This is a genomic window from Lelliottia nimipressuralis (assembly GCF_004115925.1).
Lineage (GTDB): Bacteria > Pseudomonadota > Gammaproteobacteria > Enterobacterales > Enterobacteriaceae > Enterobacter > Enterobacter nimipressuralis.
The window spans coordinates 102,818-119,787 of the sequence record NZ_SDDX01000015.1; the positions used below are offsets into that span (position 1 = coordinate 102,818).

The 16,970-nt window shown below is 56.7% G+C and carries 15 protein-coding genes and 1 pseudogene; 4 read left to right on the forward strand and 12 right to left on the reverse strand.

Features of this window, described 5'->3' with window-relative positions; all coding sequences use genetic code 11:
• Positions 1-2: 2 nt before the first annotated feature.
• The 9 genes from cysM to ETG88_RS13265 form a co-directional block, all read right to left on the reverse strand.
• The gene (gene cysM, locus ETG88_RS13225; RefSeq protein WP_102104944.1) at positions 3-914 is read right to left on the reverse strand and encodes a cysteine synthase CysM; all 912 of its coding nucleotides are present in this window, start codon (positions 912-914) and stop codon (positions 3-5) included.
• Positions 915-1,029: 115 nt separating this feature from the next.
• Complete coding sequence (gene cysA / locus ETG88_RS13230) at positions 1,030-2,124, reverse strand: sulfate/thiosulfate ABC transporter ATP-binding protein CysA (RefSeq protein WP_100779373.1); 1,095 nt, start codon at positions 2,122-2,124, stop codon at positions 1,030-1,032.
• Entirely contained in the window at positions 2,114-2,989 is an 876-nt protein-coding gene (gene cysW / locus ETG88_RS13235; protein ID WP_100779372.1) for a sulfate/thiosulfate ABC transporter permease CysW, read from the reverse strand. Before cysW ends, cysA begins: the two co-directional genes overlap by 11 nt.
• Entirely contained in the window at positions 2,989-3,822 is an 834-nt protein-coding gene (cysT, locus tag ETG88_RS13240) for a sulfate/thiosulfate ABC transporter permease CysT (RefSeq protein WP_129035552.1), read from the reverse strand. The genes cysW and cysT overlap by 1 nt, the downstream gene beginning before the upstream one ends.
• Positions 3,822-4,838: a sulfate ABC transporter substrate-binding protein gene (locus ETG88_RS13245; RefSeq protein ID WP_100779370.1), complete on the reverse strand. Its 1,017-nt coding sequence runs from the start codon at positions 4,836-4,838 to the stop codon at positions 3,822-3,824. Before ETG88_RS13245 ends, cysT begins: the two co-directional genes overlap by 1 nt.
• A 308-nt stretch (positions 4,839-5,146) precedes the next feature.
• Positions 5,147-6,046 carry a Dyp-type peroxidase gene (locus ETG88_RS13250; RefSeq protein ID WP_107703154.1) on the reverse strand — a complete coding sequence of 300 codons (900 nt, stop codon included), beginning with the start codon at positions 6,044-6,046 and terminating at the stop codon, positions 5,147-5,149.
• A 93-nt stretch (positions 6,047-6,139) separates the two neighbouring features.
• Positions 6,140-6,724, reverse strand: a complete 585-nt coding sequence (locus ETG88_RS13255; protein ID WP_123427134.1) for an RpoE-regulated lipoprotein — start codon at positions 6,722-6,724, stop codon at positions 6,140-6,142.
• Positions 6,725-6,785: 61 nt separating this feature from the next.
• A complete protein-coding gene (locus ETG88_RS13260; RefSeq protein WP_102104948.1) occupies positions 6,786-7,235 on the reverse strand; it encodes a DUF2919 domain-containing protein in 450 nt (149 codons plus the stop codon).
• Entirely contained in the window at positions 7,222-7,647 is a 426-nt protein-coding gene (locus ETG88_RS13265) for a GNAT family acetyltransferase (protein ID WP_047624910.1), read from the reverse strand. Before ETG88_RS13265 ends, ETG88_RS13260 begins: the two co-directional genes overlap by 14 nt.
• A gap of 214 nt (positions 7,648-7,861) precedes the next feature.
• Here ETG88_RS13265 and amiA point away from each other — a divergent pair, with 214 nt between their 5' ends.
• Both amiA and hemF read left to right on the forward strand, forming a co-directional pair.
• A complete protein-coding gene (gene amiA, locus ETG88_RS13270) occupies positions 7,862-8,737 on the forward strand; it encodes an N-acetylmuramoyl-L-alanine amidase AmiA (protein ID WP_129035553.1) in 876 nt (291 codons plus the stop codon).
• Complete coding sequence (gene hemF / locus ETG88_RS13275; protein WP_100779365.1) at positions 8,734-9,633, forward strand: oxygen-dependent coproporphyrinogen oxidase; 900 nt, start codon at positions 8,734-8,736, stop codon at positions 9,631-9,633. Before amiA ends, hemF begins: the two co-directional genes overlap by 4 nt.
• A 27-nt stretch (positions 9,634-9,660) precedes the next feature.
• Here hemF and maeB read toward each other — a convergent pair whose 3' ends face one another.
• Positions 9,661-11,940, reverse strand: coding sequence for an NADP-dependent oxaloacetate-decarboxylating malate dehydrogenase (gene maeB / locus ETG88_RS13280; protein WP_102104951.1), 2,280 nt, complete (start codon positions 11,938-11,940; stop codon positions 9,661-9,663).
• 292 nt (positions 11,941-12,232) lie between these two features.
• Between maeB and tal the strand changes: the two genes are divergently transcribed.
• Positions 12,233-13,183, forward strand: coding sequence for a transaldolase (gene tal, locus ETG88_RS13290; RefSeq protein WP_100779362.1), 951 nt, complete (start codon positions 12,233-12,235; stop codon positions 13,181-13,183).
• 19 nt (positions 13,184-13,202) lie between these two features.
• A pseudogene (tkt, locus tag ETG88_RS13295) lies at positions 13,203-15,190 on the forward strand (transketolase).
• A 33-nt stretch (positions 15,191-15,223) separates the two neighbouring features.
• Here the strand turns inward: tkt and ETG88_RS13300 are convergent.
• Together ETG88_RS13300 and nudK are read right to left on the reverse strand one after the other, a co-directional pair.
• A complete protein-coding gene (locus ETG88_RS13300) occupies positions 15,224-16,267 on the reverse strand; it encodes a DUF1176 domain-containing protein (protein WP_102104953.1) in 1,044 nt (347 codons plus the stop codon).
• Between the two features lie 124 nt (positions 16,268-16,391).
• On the reverse strand, positions 16,392-16,964 hold the full coding sequence (gene nudK, locus ETG88_RS13305) for a GDP-mannose pyrophosphatase NudK (protein WP_129035554.1): 573 nt from the start codon (positions 16,962-16,964) through the stop codon (positions 16,392-16,394).
• Between the last annotated feature and the right edge of the window lie 6 nt (positions 16,965-16,970).

The window sequence follows — 16,970 nt, forward strand, 5'->3', positions numbered from 1 at the left end:
GCTTAAATCCCCGCCCCCTGCGAATAACTCTCTTCACCAAAGACGCCAGTAGACAGATAACGGTCGCCACGATCGCAAATAATCGCTACCACAACCGCGCCCGGACAGGCCTGCGCCACGCGCAATGCTCCGGCTACCGCGCCACCCGAACTGACGCCACAGAAGATGCCTTCACGCACCGCCAGTTCACGCATGGTATTTTCCGCTTCACGCTGATGAATATCCAGCACCTGGTCCACAAGCTGGGCATTAAAAATCCCCGGCATATACTCCGCTGGCCAGCGGCGTATCCCCGGAATGCTGCTCCCCTCTTCCGGCTGCAGGCCCACAATGGTGACCGGTTTTTCCTGCTCGCGCAGAAAACGGGAGACGCCGGTAATGGTGCCCGTGGTGCCCATACTGGAGACGAAGTGGCTGATGCGCCCTTCGGTCTGGCGCCAGATTTCCGGCCCGGTAGTGGTGTAGTGCGCATAAGGGTTATCGGGATTATTAAACTGGTCCAGCAATGTGCCTTCGCCGCGCTGGGCCATGTCGAGAGCCAGATCGCGCGCCCCTTCCATCCCCTGCTCTTTGGTGACGAGGATCAGCTCAGCGCCATACGCGCGCATTGCGGCACGCCGCTCCTGGCTCATGTTGTCCGGCATCAGCAATTTCATGTGATAGCCTTTCAGCGCCGCAATCATCGCCAGCGCAATGCCGGTGTTACCGCTGGTCGCTTCAATCAGCACGTCGCCGGGCGTAATCTCCCCGCGCTTTTCCGCCTCAACAATCATCGACAATGCCGCGCGATCTTTAACGGAACCGGCAGGATTATTTCCCTCCAGTTTGACCCAGATTTCGCTGCCATTATCGGGATTCATGCGTTGCAGCTTGACCAGAGGGGTGTTGCCGATGGTTTGTTCTAATGTGTTCACGAATTCTGTCCAATAAAAAGCCCGGTGGCGCTTTCGCTTACCGGGCCTACAGGGATCGTTTTGTAGGCCGGGTAAGCGCAGCGCCACCCGGCAAATACCACGTCACTTTAACCTATCAGGCTGACTCCGCCAGAGCAAGATCCTCGCGCGACTCGATCCGCTCGTTGCCGTGATAGATACGCGCATGCTGCAGGCCGACAAACAGGCGATCGCCACGCGATGGCGCCTCTTCATCACGCATCACCACCGTCAACGGCTCGGTATACCAGCCCAGGGGTTGTACCACTAATTGGGTGTAATGCCCTTTAGGGCTAGCCTCAAGCACCTGCACCGGCAATGGAGAATCGAGGCTGGTGCGGCGACTGACGTCCACTTCCCACGGGCGCAAGAACAGATCGACCGGTCCCTGATGGGCAGGCGTGTAACCCAGCGGCCAGCGGTGTGCGCCGACGTGGAACTGCCCACCGCGAATGGTGCCCTGCATGCGGTTCACTTCGCCCATAAACTCCAGAACGAAACGGGTCGCAGGCTCACGCCACAGCTGTTCCGGCTCATCAACTTGTTCGATATTCCCCTGGCTCATCACCACCACGCGATCGGCCACTTCCATCGCCTCTTCCTGGTCGTGCGTCACAAAGACGCTGGTAAATTTCAGCTCCTCGTGAAGCTGACGCAGCCAGCGACGCAGCTCTTTACGCACCTGCGCGTCCAGCGCGCCAAAAGGTTCGTCGAGCAGCAGGATTTGCGGCTCAACTGCCAGAGCACGAGCCAGCGCCACGCGCTGTTTCTGCCCACCGGAAAGCTGTGCCGGATAACGGTCGGCGAGATGGGCCAGCTGCACCATCTCCAGCAGTTTGGTCACTTTCGCTTTGATCGTCGCGGCATTCGGACGCTCGCGACGCGGCAGCACGGTCAGGCCAAAGGCGATGTTATCGAACACCGTCATATGGCGGAACAGGGCGTAATGCTGGAACACAAAACCGACTTTACGATCGCGAGCATGCAGACGGCTGACATCGGTTCCGTGGAAGCGAATATGGCCACTGGTCTGATGCTCAAGACCGGCAATAATACGCAGCAGCGTGGTTTTACCGGAGCCGGACGGCCCAAGCAGCGCCACCATCTGTCCGGAAGGGATATCCAGCGAGATATCGTTCAGCACCTGGGTGCGGCCGAATGACTTCTTAATATTGGCAATCTCAATGCTCATGATTTCCCTCCTGCTGCAGGCGTTTCTCTTGATTCTCTAAACGCCACTGCACCACACTCTTTAAAAACAAGGTCAAAATAGCCATCAGCGTCAGCAGGGCTGCGGCGGTAAAGGAACCGACGGTGTTATAGTCCTGCTCCAGCAATTCAATCTGTAGCGGCAGCGACAGGGTTTCACCGCGAATCGAGCCGGAAACCACCGACACCGCGCCAAACTCACCAATCGCACGCGCGTTGGTCAGCACCACGCCGTACAGCAACGCCCAGCGGATGTTCGGCAGCGTCACGCGCTTGAACATCTGCCAGCCGGACGCGCCCAGCAGGATCGCCGCTTCATCTTCGTGGCTGCCCTGGCTCAACATCACCGGCACCAGCTCACGCACCACAAACGGACAGGTTACAAAAATCGTCACCAGCACCATGCCCGGCCAGGCGAACATGATTTGCAGGTTGTGCTCGTCCAGCCAGCCGCCCAGCGGACCGTTAGAACCGTAGAACAGGAGATAGATAAGACCAGCAACCACCGGCGATACGGCAAAGGGAATATCCAGCAGCGTCAGCAGGAGCTGGCGGCCAGGGAAGTTAAACCGCGTCACCAGCCACGCCAGCAAAATCCCGAACACCAGATTTACCGGCACGGTAATCAGGGCGATCATCACCGTCAGCCAGATCGCGTGCAGCATGTCCGGGTCAGCCAGATTCTGCAGTGCGGGCATAATCCCTTTGCTGAACGCCTGCACGAAGATGTAAACCATCGGCACAACGAGAATAAAAGCCGACACCAGCACGCCGGTGCCAATCAGGAACCATTTTCCCCAGTTAATGCGGGGAGCGTCGTAGCGCTTCAATTGAGTAACTTCCGCCATCAGTGACCTACCACACGCCGACCAAAGCGACTTTGCAGAGTGTTAATCGAGAACAGCAGCAGCAGCGACGCGGCCAGGATCACCGAGGCAATCGCGCTCGCCGCCGGATAGTCAAACTCCTGCAAACGAACAAAAATCATCAGCGAGGTCACTTCGGTTTTCCACGCGATGTTGCCCGCGATGAAAATCACTGCGCCAAATTCGCCGAGACTGCGGGTGAATGAAAGCGCCACGCCTGCCAGCAGCGCCGGAGAAAGCTCCGGTAACACCACTTTGCAGAAGCTCTGAATACGCGTCGCACCGAGGGTTTCCGCGGCCTCTTCATATTCCGGGCCAAGCTCTTCCAGAACCGGCTGCACGGTACGCACCACGAAGGGAATACTGGTAAAGGCCATCGCCACCGCGATCCCAAGCCAGGTATAGGTCACTTTGATGTCAAACTGCGCCAGCCACTGGCCGTAAAAACCGTTCACCGAAAACAGCGACGCGAGGGTCAAACCCGCCACCGCCGTCGGCAGCGCGAAGGGTAAATCCATCAGCGCGTCCAGCAGCGTGCGGCCGGGGAAACGATAGCGGGTTAAGATCCACGCCATCAGCAGGCCGAATACGCCGTTGAAAATCGATGCCACAAACGCCGACAGCAGCGTGACCTTATACGCCACCACAACCTGCGGGTTAGTGATCACTTCCCAGTACTGGGCCCAGCTCATCTCAGAGAGCTGCATCACCAGCGCACTTAACGGCAACAACAAAATCAGACAGACGAACAGCAGGCTGGTCCCGAGGCTTAAGGTAAAGCCGGGCAGCACACGTCTGGAGGAGACTGCAAACATCACTTACGCCCCGCCGCCAACAGTTTGTCCAGCTCACCACCGGTGGTGAAGTGGGTTTTCATCACCTCAGGCCAGGAGCCAAACTGGTCTTCCACGCGGAACAGATCGGTCTGCGGGAATTTGTCTTTCAGCTTGTTCATCACATCCGGGTTCGCCACGCGATAGTAATAGTCGGTGATGATGGTTTGCGCCTGCGGGCTATAGAGATAGTTCAGGTACGCCTTCGCCGCTTTCTCCGTACCGTTGGCTTTGACGTTCTTATCCACCCACGCGACCGGGAATTCAGCAAAGATATTGACCTTCGGCACTACCACTTCAAAGCCCTGCGCTTCGTACTGTTTACGGATGTTATTCACTTCCGATTCGAAGCTTATCAACACATCGCCCAGCCCGCGTTCCACGAAGGTGGTGGTCGCACCGCGACCGCCAGTATCGAACACTTCCACGTTTCTCAGGAACTGAGTCATAAACTGCTCGGTTTTGGCTTTATCGCCGCCGTCCGCTTTGTCGGCTGCACCCCAGGCCGCCAGATAGGTATAGCGCGCGTTACCGGAGGTTTTTGGATTCGGGAAGATCAGCTTCACGTCTGAACGCACCAGATCGTTCCAGTCATGGATGTTTTTCGGGTTGCCCTTACGCACCAGGAACGCCATGGTCGAGTAGAACGGCGAGCTGTTATTTGGCAGACGGCTCTGCCAGTCGGCCGGGATCAGGTTGCCTTTGTCATGCAGGATCTGCACATCAGTAATCTGGTTGTAAGTCACCACATCGGCTTTCAGGCCCTGCAAAATCGCCAGCGCTTGCTTGGAAGAGCCAGCGTGAGATTGCTTGATGGTCAGCTTGTCGCCGTTGTTTTCTTTCGCCCACTGTTGTTCAAACGGCGGGTTCAGGGCGGCAAACAGTTCGCGGGAGACATCATAGGAACTGTTAAGCAGCTCAGTCGCCTGCGCCTGCGCGACCAGCAACAGCGAAGCTGCCAGCGCCAGATATCCTTTTTTCAGTACAGTAACGGCCATTGCGCACCCTTCTAAATGTGATGACGTAGAGCGATCCCATCAGGCGTGATTGTTGCAGTCAGTTGGGCATGGACAGCGCGGAAGAACCGGAGCATACACGGTGTGCGTGAGGATTCTGAGCGCTGCCCAGGCCCAAACTGACAACTAAAATAGCCTGATGGGATGGCTCTTTCTTATAGCCATAATATTTATAACGAGTACGAAAGGAGTAACGGTTTTATATACCGTTTGGTGATTTACCAGCAGAAAAGGGAATAAGGGGCGGGGGTGAGTGCCGGGTGGCGCATGCGCTTACCCGGCCTACAGCATTACAGAGCCAGCAGACGCTCAACGGATGGCGCGAAGTAGTAGCCGCCGGTCACCGGTTTGGTGAAGCGCAGCATCGCGTCGCGCTTGCCATCGGTGTCACCAAACATGCTCAGAAGCTGCTGCTCGATGTTGTACAGACGCGCGCAGTAGGCGCAGAAGTACAAACCGTGAGTGCCGCTCGCCGTTCCGTACGGCAGGCTCTGGCGCACAATCTTCAGCCCTTTACCGTCTTCTTTCAGATCGACACGGGTCAGGTGAGACGTCACCGGACGGGCATCGCCGTCGATCTCGTCGTTGGCCTCTTTGGTACGGCCAATCATCATCTCCTGGTCGTGAACACTCATGCGGTTAAGCTGCTTGAGGTTATGCTCCCAGCGCTGCACAAACACGTAGCTGCCGCCTGCGTCCACGCCGTCTTTGATTACCGCCACATCGCGACGTGTCTCTTCGCCCGCCGGGTTTTCGGTACCATCAACGAAACCGCTCAAATCGCGCTCTTCTACCCAGCGGAAACCATGAATCTCTTCCTGCACCTTGATGCTGTCGCCAAAGGCTTCCACCGCCGCCTGCGCCACGGAGAAATTGACGTCATGACGCAGAGACAAAATATGGATTAGCACGTCGTACTGGGTGGCAGGCGCCAGACCTTTCCCGTAAGGGATAAAGTCTTTCAGCTCTTCAGCGCCTTCGCCGCCGCTCAGCTGACGCCAGACGTTATTACCAAAGGCAACCACCGCGCCGAGGTGCGCATCCGGGAATTTGGCCTGGAAGGTGGCCAGTTTATCGACAAACACTTTGCTGGCCGCACGCAGGGCATCCACATCCCCGTTAACATTGGCTTCAATCCAAATCGCCGCGCGGCAATGTTCTGGCAAAATGCCACTCTGAACCTGAGACATCGCTCCTCCTGAAAAAAAAGATGCCACGCGTTCGTGGCATTGATGGCGGCTATTATACCTGGATTTCAGCGAGGCGGTTTGTTCAGGCGCAAATTACTGCTGCCAGATAATTTTGCTCACGGTCCAGTTTTTGAGAGTGTCATCCGCAGGCATCAACCCTTCCGGGCCGCTCCACTCGCCGGTGAAGAGATAGCGAATATGCTGGCTGTCTTTGGCTTTACACTCCACCGCGACTTTCTCATCCGCAACCGCGCTTTCACAGTTGCCGAATGCTTTTTGATACAGCTCGCTAAATGGCGTACCGACTTTCACGCCGCTGTCAGTCTCCACATCGCGGTCCAGCACTTCAACGCGATTCACGGTGCCTTTATCGCCATTGATAATCAGCGCCAGCTTGTCGTCTTTCAGCGCTTCGAAGTAGTGCACAATGGCACCATTCTCCGTTTTCATGCCGCTACGCAGGCGGTAATCACTGCTTAAGGCAGATTCAATCGCTTCCTGATTCAGCGGCGTTGTCGCGTTAATATTTCCGACGCCCTTCTCAGTCACCTCGAATGAGGAGCCGAACCAGTTCCACGGATAGGCCGCCGACCAGTTAATGGAGGAGATTGACGAGAGCGTTGAACATCCGGTTAACACCAGCGGCAAAGCGCATAAAACTAAACGCAGCGATTTCATTGAAACGTCCTTTCTTGTTAATTCAACGCTTGTTGGAGTCCAGCATCGATAAAAAGTGCCTTTAATCTTTTTCTATCGTGAAACTGGCGCGCAGACGCGGGTGCGTCAGCAGCCACAGCAGCGCGACAATATCCGCCACGACCAGCGCAATACCGATTCCGCCGAGAGGCTCGCCGTAAAACCACAGCAATGGCTGCCAGCACAGCAGCACCACCTGGGCGAGAATCAACAGCCAGCGCAAGCTGTACCAGATGCGCGGAAAAAGCTGTCGCCGTCCGCTGAGTAAAAAGGCCAGCACCGCCGGGACGCCGGGCAACAGCCCGAGCCAGAAGTTATCGCGATCGGGATAAAACAGATTCAGCAGCGTACTTCCCTGATCGCGGGACGCCCCCGCCACCACGAACAAAACCCAGGTTCGCGCCTGAAGCAGCAGCACACACCAGAATAGAAAGGGCAATTTGACGCGGCCCTGACTGTCATAGTGGGCCGGGTGAAACTCAGTATTCTTCATCTTCGATCAGGCGCTTCCCTAAATTCAGGACATCGGCGTGCTCATATCCAAGACGCTCGTACATCCCCAACACCACATCATTATCTTCGCGCACCATGATCTGAATCTTAGGGCAGCCGCGGGCAATAAGTTTCTTTTCCAGGCGGTTGAGCAGCGCGTTGGCGATGCCGCGACCCCGGTATTCCGGGTGGACGCCGAGGTAATAGGCCGAGCCGCGGTGGCCGTCGTAGCCGCCCATCACCGTTCCCACCACTTCACCGTTCACTTCAGCGACCAGGAACAGGCTGACGTCGTGATTGACCTTACGCTCGATATCCATTTCCGGATCGTTCCACGGACGCAACAGATCGCAGCGTTCCCAAAGGGTAATCACCTCTTCGAAATCTTCCTGGCGAAAAACGCGTATCTCCATGGTATTAACCGCCTTTTTGGGTTTAAAAACAGTGATTATGGCGCGAACGCCGCCAATAGCCAATAAGCGGCGAAAAATGTGCGAAAATTTGGCATAATGTCACTCTGTCACGTATTGAAATGAAAAGTAAAACAATTCTCAACAAGGACTGTCGTCACGCTAAACGCGATACGATATAACACCAGGACCCCCAATTTTTTACAATTCAGGCCGCATGAGCACATTCAAACCTTTAAAAACACTCACATCGCGTCGTCAGGTTCTCAAAGCGGGGCTGGCGGCCTTGACGTTAACAGGCATCGCACAGGCACAGGCTAAAGACGATAGCCCCCTGAAAACCAGCAATGGGCACAGCAAACCCAAGGTAAAAAAAGCCGGGGCAAAACGGGTGGTGATGCTCGATCCGGGACACGGCGGAATCGACACCGGCGCAATTGGTCGCAACGGCTCGAAAGAGAAACATGTGGTGCTGGCGATCGCCAAAAACGTGCGCTCGATTCTGCGCAGTAACGGCATTGACGCGCGTCTGACGCGCAGCGGCGATACCTTTATCCCGCTGTATGACCGCGTAGAGATCGCCCACCAGCACGGCGCGGATCTGTTTATGTCGATTCACGCCGATGGATTTACCAACCCGAGCGCCGCGGGTGCGTCGGTGTTTGCCCTCTCCAACCGCGGTGCGAGTAGCGCCATGGCGAAATACTTATCCGATCGTGAGAACCGCGCGGATGAAGTGGCGGGTAAAAAAACCACCGATAAAGACCATCTTCTGCAGCAGGTATTGTTCGATCTGGTTCAGACCGACACCATCAAAAACAGCCTGACGCTCGGGTCGCATATTCTAAAGAAGATCAAACCGGTGCATCGCCTGCACAGTAAAGGCACGGAACAGGCGGCGTTTGTGGTACTGAAATCCCCGTCAATTCCGTCCGTGCTGGTCGAGACATCGTTCATCACGAACCCGGAAGAAGAGCGTCTGCTCGGCACCACTGCGTTTCGCCAGAAGATCGCCAATGCCATTGCCTCCGGAGTGATCAGTTACTTCAACTGGTTTGATAACCAAAAAGCGCATTCGACGAGACGTAAATGAAACCGAACTCTCAGCAGGTCAAAGCGTTTCTGCTGCAACTGCAGGATCAGATTTGCCAGAAACTGGCCGCCGTCGACGGGGGCGAATTTCAGGAAGACAACTGGCAACGCGAGGCCGGGGGCGGCGGGCGCAGCCGCGTGCTGCGTAACGGCGGCGTGTTTGAGCAGGCAGGCGTTAACTTCTCTCACGTTCACGGTGACGCCATGCCGGCCTCAGCCACCGCGCATCGCCCGGAGCTGGCCGGACGCAGTTTTGAAGCCATGGGCGTCTCATTGGTCGTTCATCCGCACAGCCCGTTTGTGCCCACCAGCCACGCCAACGTGCGCTTTTTCATCGCCGAGAAACCGGGTGCCGATCCGGTGTGGTGGTTTGGCGGCGGCTTCGATTTAACGCCCTACTACGGCTTTGAAGAGGACGCCGTTCACTGGCACCGCACCGCGCGTGATATTTGTCAGCCCTTTGGCGAAGAGGTTTATCCGAAGTACAAGAAGTGGTGCGACGACTATTTTTATCTCAAGCACCGGAACGAACAGCGCGGGATTGGCGGCTTGTTCTTCGACGATTTGAATGCGCCCGATTTTGATACAGCGTTCAGCTTTATGCAGGCGGTTGGCGAAGGCTATACGGATGCGTACCTGCCGATTGTCGAGCGGCGCAAAGGGACGGATTACGGCGTGCGCGAGCGTGAGTTCCAGCTTTATCGTCGCGGGCGTTACGTGGAATTCAACCTGGTGTGGGATCGCGGCACGCTGTTCGGACTACAAACCGGCGGGCGCACGGAGTCGATTCTGATGTCGATGCCGCCGCTGGTGCGCTGGGAGTATAATTTCGAGCCAAAAGAAGGCAGCCCGGAGGCTGCCTTGAGTGAGTTTCTGAAAGTCCGCGAGTGGGTTTAATACCCGACAGCACAGACGACGCCGCGCTTACAGCGGCTGCGTCTGTGCTTCGACCACCGCCAGCGCAACCATGTTGACGATACGACGCACGGACGCAATCTGCGTCAACACATGTACCGGTTTTGCGACGCCCATCAGTACCGGCCCCACGGTCACCCCTTCCGAACTGGAAACACGCAGCAGGTTATAGCTGATACGCGCCGCTTCCACGTTCGGCATAATCAGCACGTTCGCCGAGCCTTTCAGTGGGCTGTCAGGCATCCGCTCGTTACGGATACTCTCAACCAGCGCGGCATCGCCGTGCATCTCCCCATCAATCATCAGCTCCGGCGCGCGTTCACGCACCAGCTCCAGCGTCTGGCGCATTTTGCAGGCCGCCGCGGATTTGGATGAGCCAAAGTTAGAGTGCGACAGCAGCGCCACTTTCGGTTCGATACCAAAACGACGAACGGTCTCCGCCGCCATTACGGTGATTTCCGCCAGCTCTTCCGGCGTCGGATCGTCGTTGACGTAGGTATCGGCAATAAAGGTGTTGCCGCTTGGCAGCAGCAGCGCATTCATCGCCCCCGCCGTATGCACGCCATCGCGATAGCCGAAGATCTCCTGCACCACGCTGAAGTGCTCGTGATAATCGCCAATCGTCCCGCAGATCAGGGCGTCAGCTTCGCCACGATGAACCATGATTGCCCCGATCACCGTGGTGTTGCTGATGACCGCGCGCTGCGCCTGCTCCTGGGTGATCCCCCGGCGTTTCATAATGCTGTAGTACTCGCTCCAGTACTCTTTGAAGCGCGGATCCGATTCGTTGTTCACGATCTCAAAATCGACACCCGGTTTGATCTGCAGACCAAGTTTCTGGATGCGCATTTCGATCACGCTCGGACGACCAATCAGGATCGGTTTCGCCAGCCCCAAGGTGATCAGCTCCTGCGTCGCATGCAGCACCCGCGCCTCTTCGCCTTCGGCCAGCACCACGCGTTTAGCGTCGGCGCGCGCCTGAGAGAAGATTGGCTTCATGAACAGGTTCGTTTTGTAGACAAACTCGGTCAGCTTATCGATATAAGCGTCGAAGTCCTCAATCGGGCGCGTCGCCACGCCGGAATCCATCGCCGCTTTGGCAACGGCCGGTGCGATTTTGACGATTAAACGCGGGTCGAACGGTTTCGGAATGATGTAGTCCGGCCCGAAGCTCAGATCCTGATCGCCATACGCCGAGGCCACCACTTCGCTCTGCTCCGCATGGGCCAGCTCCGCAATCGCATGGACAGCCGCGAGCTTCATCTCTTCGTTAATCGCCGTGGCACCCACGTCCAGCGCACCGCGGAAGATGAACGGGAAGCACAGCACGTTGTTGACCTGGTTTGGATAGTCGGAACGGCCAGTACAAATAATGGCGTCTTCACGCACGGATTTCGCCAGCGGCGGCAGGATTTCCGGCTCCGGGTTCGCCAGCGCCAGGATCATAGGTGCACGCGCCATTTTCGTGACCATTTCCGGGGTCAGCACTTTCGGGCCAGAGCAGCCGAGGAAGATATCCGCTCCTTCAATCACATCGTCCAGCGTGCGTTTGCCGTCATCCACCACCGCGTAGGCGGCTTTGGTTTCAGCCATGTTCGGCTCGCGATCTTTATAGATTACGCCTTTCGAATCGCAGACCACGATGTTGTGTTTCTGCATGCCCAGCGCCACCAGCAGGTTCATACAGGCAATCGCTGCCGCACCCGCGCCGGAAACGACCATGCGCACATCAGAGAGATTTTTCTCGACCACGCGGAGTCCATTCAGAATGGCCGCCGTGCTAATGATCGCCGTGCCGTGCTGGTCATCGTGGAACACGGGAATGTTCATACGTTCACGCAGTTTCTGCTCAATGTAGAAACATTCCGGCGCTTTGATGTCTTCAAGGTTGATGCCGCCAAAGGTTGGCTCCAGCGCGGCCACAACGTTAATAAATTTGTCCGGGTCCAGCTCATCCACTTCAATATCAAACACGTCGATACCGGCGAATTTCTTGAACAGTACGCCCTTCCCTTCCATCACCGGCTTACCGGCCAGCGCCCCGATATTGCCAAGCCCGAGCACCGCGGTGCCGTTGGAAATGACCGCCACCAGGTTGCCGCGAGCGGTGTATTTGTAGGCCGCTAACGGATCTTTTTCGATCTCAAGGCAAGGCGCGGCAACGCCGGGTGAATAGGCCAGCGCCAGATCGCGCTGCGTGGCGAGTGGCTTAGTGGGGGAAACCTGGATTTTGCCCGGTACAGGGAATTGATGAAAATCGAGGGCACTCTGTCTTAACTGATCATCCATCTTATTGTTCCTTTCACGTATCGATCAAAAAGGGTGGCGTACTCACGTTCCTGATGCTCACCCTGGAGTGGCGCATAGTATCGCCCCTGCGGACGGTTCAAACTTTGAAGGCAGCCAAACTCTCACCATCGCAGGGCAAAATTTGTTATCAATTTATAACAACCATGTTACCCACTCCCGAAAGCAATGCCTCCCCCGTCTGCTATGCTTTTTTGTTAAGTACGTCATGTATTTCGCAGAAGTGTGAACGAACGCACTCGCTTAACTCTGTTATTTCTAAGGAGTCATTTCCATGAATCAATTAGACGGCATCAAACAATTCACCACGGTTGTCGCCGACAGCGGCGATATTGAGTCCATCCGCCACTATCAACCGGAAGATGCGACCACCAACCCGTCACTGCTGCTGAAGGCGGCCGGCCTTGCGCACTTCAGCCACCTGATCGATGACGCCATCGACTACGGCAAACAGCGCGGCAAAACTCAGGAGCAGAAAGTGGCGGAGGCCAGCGACAAACTGGCGGTCAATATCGGTGCGGAAATTCTGAAAAGCATCCCTGGACGCGTCTCGACGGAAGTGGACGCACGCCTGTCGTTCGACAAAGAAAAGAGCATCGCCAAAGCGCGCCGCCTGGTGGAGCTGTACCAGGAGCAGGATATCGATAAATCGCGCATTCTGATTAAACTCGCCTCCACCTGGGAGGGCATTCGCGCCGCCGAAGTGCTGGAAAAAGAGGGGATTAACTGCAACCTGACGCTGCTGTTCTCTTTTGCCCAGGCACGTGCCTGCGCCGAAGCGGGCGTGTTCCTCGTCTCGCCGTTTGTTGGCCGTATATACGACTGGTATCAGGCGAAACAGCCAATGGACCCGTACGTGGTGGAAGAAGATCCGGGCGTGAAATCGGTGCGTAATATCTACGATTACTTCAAACAGCACCGCTATGAAACCATCGTGATGGGGGCCAGCTTCCGCCGCACCGAGCAGATCCTGGCGCTGGCAGGCTGCGACCGTCTTACCATCTCCCCTAATCTGCTGAAAGATCTGCAGGAAAAAGAAGAACCGGTGGTGCGTAAGCTCATCCCGACCTCGACCGTCCTGCCAAAACCGAAGCCGCTCACCGAAGCCGAGTTCCGCTGGGAACATAATCAGGACGCGATGGCCGTGGATAAACTGGCCGAAGGCATCCGCCTTTTCGCCGTTGACCAGCGCAAACTGGAAGATCTTCTCGCCGCCAAACTTTAATCATGCCATGGAGTGAATTATGTCCCGTAAAGAGCTAGCCAATGCCATTCGCGCCCTCAGCATGGATGCGGTACAAAAAGCCAATTCTGGCCACCCCGCGCGCCGATGGGCATGGCCGATATCGCCGAAGTGCTGTGGAATGACTTCCTGAAACACAACCCGACGGACCCAACCTGGTATGACCGCGACCGCTTTATTCTCTCTAACGGTCACGCCTCGATGCTGTTGTATAGCCTGCTGCACCTTTCCGGCTACGACCTGCCGCTCGAAGAGCTGAAAAACTTCCGTCAGCTGCACTCTAAAACGCCGGGCCACCCGGAGCTGGGCTATACGCCGGGCGTGGAAACCACCACCGGTCCCCTCGGCCAGGGGCTGGCGAACGCCGTCGGGCTGGCGATTGCCGAACGTACGCTGGGCGCGCAGTTCAACCAGCCGGATCATGAGATTGTCGATCACTTCACCTACGTATTTATGGGCGACGGCTGTCTGATGGAGGGGATTTCCCACGAGGTCTGCTCGCTGGCGGGGACGCTTGGGCTTGGCAAACTGATCGGTTTTTACGATCACAACGGCATTTCCATCGACGGGGAGACCGAAGGCTGGTTCACCGACGATACGGCAAAACGCTTCGAGGCCTATCACTGGCATGTGGTGCATGAAATTGACGGCCACGACCCGGAAGCGATCAAGAAAGCGATTCTCGAAGCCCAGAGCGTGAAGGATAAACCGTCGCTGATTATCTGCCGTACGGTGATTGGCTTCGGTTCGCCTAACAAAGCGGGCAAAGAGGAGGCGCACGGCGCGGCGCTGGGTGAAGAGGAAGTGGCGCTGACGCGGCAGAAACTGGGCTGGAAGTACCCGGCCTTTGAGATCCCGAAAGAGATTTACAAAGCCTGGGACGCACGCGAGGACGGCGAAAAAGCCCAGCAGGCGTGGAATGAAAAATTCAGCGCTTACAAAAAGGCGCATCCTGATTTGGCGGCTGAGTTCTCACGACGCATGAGCGGCGGCCTGCCGGACGAGTGGGAAGCGAAAACTCAGGCGCTGATTGACGATCTCCAGGCCAATCCGGCGAAAATCGCCACCCGTAAAGCGTCGCAAAATACCCTTAATGTCATCGGTCCGATCCTGCCGGAGCTGCTGGGCGGCTCGGCGGACTTGGCCCCAAGTAACCTGACGATCTGGTCCGGCTCGACCTCCCTGAAAGAGGATATCTCCGGAAACTATATCCACTACGGCGTGCGCGAGTTCGGGATGACGGCCATCGCGAATGGTATCGCCCATCACGGCGGATTTGTCCCTTACACCGCCACCTTCCTGATGTTTGTTGAGTATGCCCGTAATGCGGCGCGTATGGCGGCGCTGATGAAAGCGCGGCAGATTATGGTCTACACCCACGACTCTATCGGTCTGGGGGAAGACGGCCCGACGCACCAGGCGGTTGAACAGCTCGCCAGCCTGCGCCTGACGCCAAACTTCAGCACCTGGCGGCCTTGCGATCAGGTCGAAGCGGCTGTCGGCTGGAAGCTGGCGGTTGAGCGCCACACTGGGCCGACAGCGCTGATCCTGTCGCGTCAGAATCTGGCGCAGATCGAGCGCACGCCGGAGCAGGTAAAAAATATCGCCCGTGGGGGTTACATCCTGAAAGACAGCGGCGGTAAGCCGGATGTGATTTTGATTGCGACAGGTTCGGAAATTGAAATCACCGTGAAAGCGGCAGAGAAGCTGACCGCCGAAGGACACGCCGTTCGCGTGGTGTCTCTGCCTTCGACGGATATTTTTGATGCGCAGGATGAGGCCTACCGGGAATCCGTGCTCCCTTCAAACGTCGCCGCGCGCGTGGCCGTGGAGGCGGGGATTGCCGACTACTGGTACAAATATGTCGGCCTGAAAGGGGCTATCGTCGGGATGACGGGGTACGGTGAATCGGCTCCAGCGGATAAGCTGTTCCCGTACTTTGGCTTTACGGTTGAGAACGTGGTCGAGAAGGCGCTCGGCGTGCTGTAGTTCGCGCTTAAGTGCGTGATCGTACCGAGCAGGTTAGCGCGTAATCCACAACGTGGGCCAGGCATCTGGCCCATGCCAGTTATCGCAGCTCGGCTCTTCGGCATACCGCACCAGACGAAAACGCTGGCCGTCAAAACGCCAGCGGGTCTGGATACCGCAGTCGCCCATGCCACGCCCTAACGCCAGGGTCGTCAGTTCACGCGTTTTTTCATCAAAGCGGGCATTCATCAGCTCCATCTCGCTGCTCTCGCTCGACGAGACAAACGGCAGACGCAGCCGCACGGTTCGGGCGGCAAACGGCTTTTTACGCGACACCAGCCACGCCAGATCCACCGTGTTGTAGGCCCCTGCTTCGCAGCTTATCATCAGCAACGCTTTGTCATCCGTTAAGGCCATCACCCGCACTTCGCGACGGTTAGGGTCGAGCGAACACTGGCTGTTGTTCATGCGCCAGCTGCCGTAATCCAGCAGATCGTTCAGCTCTTCATGCGTCAGGGGCGTCGGCGTTGGATTGACCACCGCGACCTCTTTCAGCGCCGGAGCCGGTGGCACGCTCAGCGGCGGTTCGTCGCCCTTTTTAATCCACGCGGTTTCGCTTCCCACACGCTTTTGCTGGGAATCAATAAACAGTAATGCCGCCTTCAGCCCGGCCAGAGAGACAATCTGTTTTCCGCCTTTGAGCGTCAGCGCCTCCCCCTCCTGAATGGTTTTCAGAAACGCGGCAATAGTCGCAGTATCATCGGTCACCAGATGCCACGGCGACAGCTTCCAGCGCTGCGCATCCAGCGACAGCGGCGCACCGTCCAGCAGCAGACGCGGCGCGATGGGCGCCTCTTTCACCGGCGACGTTTCCAGCCCACCCAGATCAATCCGCAAATTGGCATCCGTTTTGGCCCCCGCGCTGCGGCTTAGCGTCATCACCAGCCCCTGATGTTCACCGGTATTGCGCGCAACGCAAAAGTTCTGGTTGTTGCAGGTGACCTGCCAGTCAGAAAACGACTGCTGTGCAGGCGCCGCCCAAACCAGTGGCAGAGGCAGTATGCTGAGGAGTAAAAAAAGAAGAATGCTGTGACGCATGGAAGGCACAATCCCGGAAGCAGAAACTCGAAAACTGGCTGTATCTTCGTGTTCTGTCCGGGGTTGCTCAATCGGATTTATCGGATAGATTTATCTGGATTATGATTTAGCGATAGTTTATTAATCAAGACATTAGGCCAGACAGCTGTAAATACTGGAGCAGTATCAACGCCTTACCATCACGGATTTCACCGGTTTTTACCATTTCCAGCGCCTGAGTATAAGGAATTTCCAGCACATCGATGGCTTCGTCCTCAACGCCGCCGCCCGCGTTGCTGCGCTGTGCGTCGGTGTATTCGGCGATAAAGAAGTGGATAAGCTCCGTCACGCCGCCGGGGGACATGTACAGCTCAAACAGCTTCGTGACGTCTCCCACTTCAAAGCCCGTCTCTTCGATGGCTTCCTTGCGGATACAGACTTCAGGTTCGTCGTTATCCAGCAGCCCGGCGCAGGTTTCGATCAGGCGTCCATCCGGGTTGCCATTCACCCAGGTCGCGATGCGGAACTGGCGGATCAGCACGACAGTTTGCTTTTCACGACTGTATAACAGGATGGTGGCACCGTTGCCGCGATCGTAGACTTCGCGCTTGTGGCGGACCACTTCACCGTGGTGAGTTAAATCGTAGGTAATGTTGCGCAGGACAAAATAATTTTCAGAGAGGATTTTATCTTTGATGATCTCAATTTTCAGGCTCATACGGGC

What these genes read in the sequence shown, in the direction of transcription:
- cysA (WP_100779373.1), bottom strand. Translation starts at nt 2,124, where the DNA reads ATGAGCATTGAGATTGCCAATATTAAGAAGTCATTCGGCCGCACCCAG.
- cysW (WP_100779372.1), bottom strand. Translation starts at nt 2,989, where the DNA reads ATGGCGGAAGTTACTCAATTGAAGCGCTACGACGCTCCCCGCATTAAC.
- cysT (WP_129035552.1), bottom strand. Translation starts at nt 3,822, where the DNA reads ATGTTTGCAGTCTCCTCCAGACGTGTGCTGCCCGGCTTTACCTTAAGC.
- ETG88_RS13245 (WP_100779370.1), bottom strand. Translation starts at nt 4,838, where the DNA reads ATGGCCGTTACTGTACTGAAAAAAGGATATCTGGCGCTGGCAGCTTCG.
- ETG88_RS13250 (WP_107703154.1), bottom strand. Translation starts at nt 6,046, where the DNA reads ATGTCTCAGGTTCAGAGTGGCATTTTGCCAGAACATTGCCGCGCGGCG.
- ETG88_RS13255 (WP_123427134.1), bottom strand. Translation starts at nt 6,724, where the DNA reads ATGAAATCGCTGCGTTTAGTTTTATGCGCTTTGCCGCTGGTGTTAACC.
- ETG88_RS13260 (WP_102104948.1), bottom strand. Translation starts at nt 7,235, where the DNA reads ATGAAGAATACTGAGTTTCACCCGGCCCACTATGACAGTCAGGGCCGC.
- ETG88_RS13265 (WP_047624910.1), bottom strand. Translation starts at nt 7,647, where the DNA reads ATGGAGATACGCGTTTTTCGCCAGGAAGATTTCGAAGAGGTGATTACC.
- amiA (WP_129035553.1), top strand. Translation starts at nt 7,862, where the DNA reads ATGAGCACATTCAAACCTTTAAAAACACTCACATCGCGTCGTCAGGTT.
- hemF (WP_100779365.1), top strand. Translation starts at nt 8,734, where the DNA reads ATGAAACCGAACTCTCAGCAGGTCAAAGCGTTTCTGCTGCAACTGCAG.
- maeB (WP_102104951.1), bottom strand. Translation starts at nt 11,940, where the DNA reads ATGGATGATCAGTTAAGACAGAGTGCCCTCGATTTTCATCAATTCCCT.
- tal (WP_100779362.1), top strand. Translation starts at nt 12,233, where the DNA reads ATGAATCAATTAGACGGCATCAAACAATTCACCACGGTTGTCGCCGAC.
- ETG88_RS13300 (WP_102104953.1), bottom strand. Translation starts at nt 16,267, where the DNA reads ATGCGTCACAGCATTCTTCTTTTTTTACTCCTCAGCATACTGCCTCTG.
- nudK (WP_129035554.1), bottom strand. Translation starts at nt 16,964, where the DNA reads ATGAGCCTGAAAATTGAGATCATCAAAGATAAAATCCTCTCTGAAAAT.